The following is a 3,193-nucleotide window of genomic DNA, read 5'->3' as shown; positions in this document are numbered from 1 at the left end:
ATAATGATTACAACACAATTCGAAGAAAACGAATGAAAAAAATTGACCTAGAACCAACGCATATCACGCTAGATATGTGTAAGTGGAGAAAGAACAAAGCAGAGGCGACGCTTCGAAGCGGTCATCTCTAAGACTTTCAGTCTTATCGATGTCATTTGCTTCGCAAATGTCTGCCGGATTTGTCAAAAGCCCATAGGAAAGCAAGCTTTCCATGGCCCATGACAAACTGCCACCCGCTTTCGAAACTAGTTGGTCATGCTAGAAAGAGCGTATGGTGGATGCCTTGGCACTAAGAGCCGATGAAAGACGTGATAAGCTGCGAAAAGCTTCGGGGAGGAGCAAATATCCTACGATCCGGAGATATCTGAATGGGGAAACCCAACTGAGCAGACCTCAGTTATCCTGACGCCAATCCATAACGTCAGGAAGGGAACCCGGTGAACTGAAACATCTAAGTAGCCGGAGGAAGAGAAAACAACAGTGATTCTGTGAGTAGCGGCGAGCGAAAACGGAAGAGCCCAAACCGTTGTGCGTGCACAACGGGGTTCGGACCGCAGAATTGATTCCAGATTGTTAGCAGAATGGTTTTGGGAAAGCCAGCCAGAGAAGGTGAAAGCCCTGTAAGCGAAAACGAGAAGGACAAGGCGGTATCCAGAGTACCACGAGACACGAGAAACCTTGTGGGAACAAGCGGGGACCACCCCGTAAGGCTAAATACTCCTTAGTGACCGATAGCGCATAGTACTGTGAAGGAAAGGTGAAAAGGACCCCGGGAGGGGAGTGAAACAGAACCTGAAACCATATGTTTACAAGCTGTGGAACCGCATTATTGGCGGAACCGCGTACTTTTTGTAGAACGGTCCGGCGAGTTGCGCTGGCTGGCGAGGTTAAGTCCTGAAGGGACGGAGCCGAAGGGAAACCAAGTCTTAATAGGGCGTAAAGTCAGTCAGAGCAGACCCGAAACCGGGTGACCTATCCATGTCCAGGATGAAGTTGCCGTAAAAGGCAATGGAGGTCCGAACCCACATCCGTTGAAAAGGGTGGGGATGAGGTGTGGATAGGGGAGAAATTCCAATCGAACCCGGAGATAGCTGGTTCTCCTCGAAATAGCTTTAGGGCTAGCCTCATACAAGTCTTGCGGAGGTAGAGCACTGAATTTCCTAGGGGGCGTCAAAGCTTACCGAAGAATATCAAACTCCGAATGCCGCGTAGATGGTGTATGGGAGTCAGACTGCACGAGATAAGTTGGGTAGTCAAAAGGGAAAGAGCCCAGACCTGCAGCTAAGGTCCCAAAATGTGTGTTAAGTGGAAAAGGATGTGGGATTTCGAAGACAACTAGGATGTTGGCTTAGAAGCAGCCATACATTCAAAGAGTGCGTAATAGCTCACTAGTCGAGAGGTCCTGCGCCGAAAATGTCCGGGGCTGAAACACACTACCGAAGCTCAGGAATGTAATGATACATTGGTAGAGGAGCATTGAATACGGGAAGAAGCAGTACCGATAAGGAGCTGTGGACTGTATTGAAGAGAGAATGCCGGAATGAGTAGCGAGAGGAAGGTGAGAATCCTTCCGGCCGAATATCTAAGGTTTCCAGAGTAAAGCTGATCTGCTCTGGGTAAGTCGGGGCCTAAGGCGAGGTCGAAAGACGTAGTCGATGGATAACAGGTTGAAATTCCTGTACCACAATATAACAGAACTGTGGGGACACGTGTGGAGAGTATGAGCCGGGATTGGAGAGACCGGTGCAAGCGAGGTAGGAGTATGGCAGGCAAATCCGCCATGCAATCCGAAGACGTGATGCGGACCGAACAGAAGTAGGGAAGCATATGAGCCATGCGTCAAGAAAAGCTGCTATTGTTTATATTGTGCCCGTACCGTAAACCGACACAGGTGGATGAGGAGAGAATCCTAAGGCCGACGGGAGAAGCATTGTTAAGGAACTCGGCAAAATGACTCCGTAACTTCGGGAGAAGGAGTGCCAGAGAGATCTGGCCGCAGAGAATTGGCCCAAGCAACTGTTTAGCAAAAACACAGGTCTATGCAAAACCGAAAGGTGAAGTATATGGGCTGACGCCTGCCCGGTGCTGGAAGGTTAAGAGGAGAGGTTAGCGCAAGCGAAGCCTTGAATTTAAGCCCCAGTAAACGGCGGCCGTAACTATAACGGTCCTAAGGTAGCGAAATTCCTTGTCGGGTAAGTTCCGACCCGCACGAAAGGCGTAATGATTTGGGCACTGTCTCGACAATGCACCCGGTGAAATTGAAATACCAGTGAAGATGCTGGTTACCTGCGCCAGGACGGAAAGACCCCATGGAGCTTTACTCCAGCTTGATACTGGGATTCGGTATTGCATGTACAGGATAGGTGGGAGGCAGAGAAGTGGTGACGCCAGTTGCCACAGAGCCGCTGTTGGGATACCACCCTTGCAGTATTGGATTTCTAACCAGCAGCCGTGAACCGGCTGGGGGACAATGTCAGGTGGGGAGTTTGACTGGGGCGGTCGCCTCCGAAAGGGTATCGGAGGCGCTCAAAGGTTCCCTCAGAATGGTTGGAAACCATTCGAAGAGTGCAAAGGCAGAAGGGAGCTTGACTGCGACACCGACGGGTGGAGCAGGTACGAAAGTAGGACTTAGTGATCCGGTGGTATAAAGTGGGATTGCCATCGCTCAACGGATAAAAGCTACCCTGGGGATAACAGGCTTATCACTCCCAAGAGTTCACATCGACGGAGTGGTTTGGCACCTCGATGTCGGCTCATCGCATCCTGGGGCTGAAGTAGGTCCCAAGGGTTGGGCTGTTCGCCCATTAAAGCGGTACGCGAGCTGGGTTCAGAACGTCGTGAGACAGTTCGGTCCCTATCCGGCGTGGGCGTAGGATATTTGAGAGGAGCTGTCCTTAGTACGAGAGGACCGGGATGGACTGGCCGCTGGTGTATCTGTTGAACCACCAGGTTCATGGCAGAGTAGCCAAGCCGGGACGGGATAAACGCTGAAGGCATCTAAGCGTGAAGCCCCCCTCAAGATGAGATATCCCTACGAAAGTAGTAAGACCCCTTGAAGACGACGAGGTAGATAGGGCAGAGGTGGAAGTACAGTAATGTATGGAGCTGACTGCTACTAATCGGTCGAGGGCATGACCAAGCAAGGTGATAGGTAATGGATGATATTTCTTGTATGCAGTTTTGAAGGTACATA

At 50.7% G+C, this 3,193-nt stretch carries 1 rRNA gene; it reads left to right on the top strand.

The features are described from left to right. Window positions 1–251 precede the first annotated feature (251 nt). A 23S ribosomal RNA gene (locus ACQRBH_RS17125) occupies window positions 252–3,139 on the top strand. Window positions 3,140–3,193 lie beyond the last annotated feature (54 nt).

Source organism: Bariatricus sp. SGI.161, assembly GCF_050313695.1.
In the GTDB taxonomy this organism is placed as follows: domain Bacteria; phylum Bacillota; class Clostridia; order Lachnospirales; family Lachnospiraceae; genus JAFBIX01.
The sequence above is the reverse complement of the archived record's forward strand: the minus strand, read 5'-3'. Positions and strand labels throughout refer to the sequence as shown.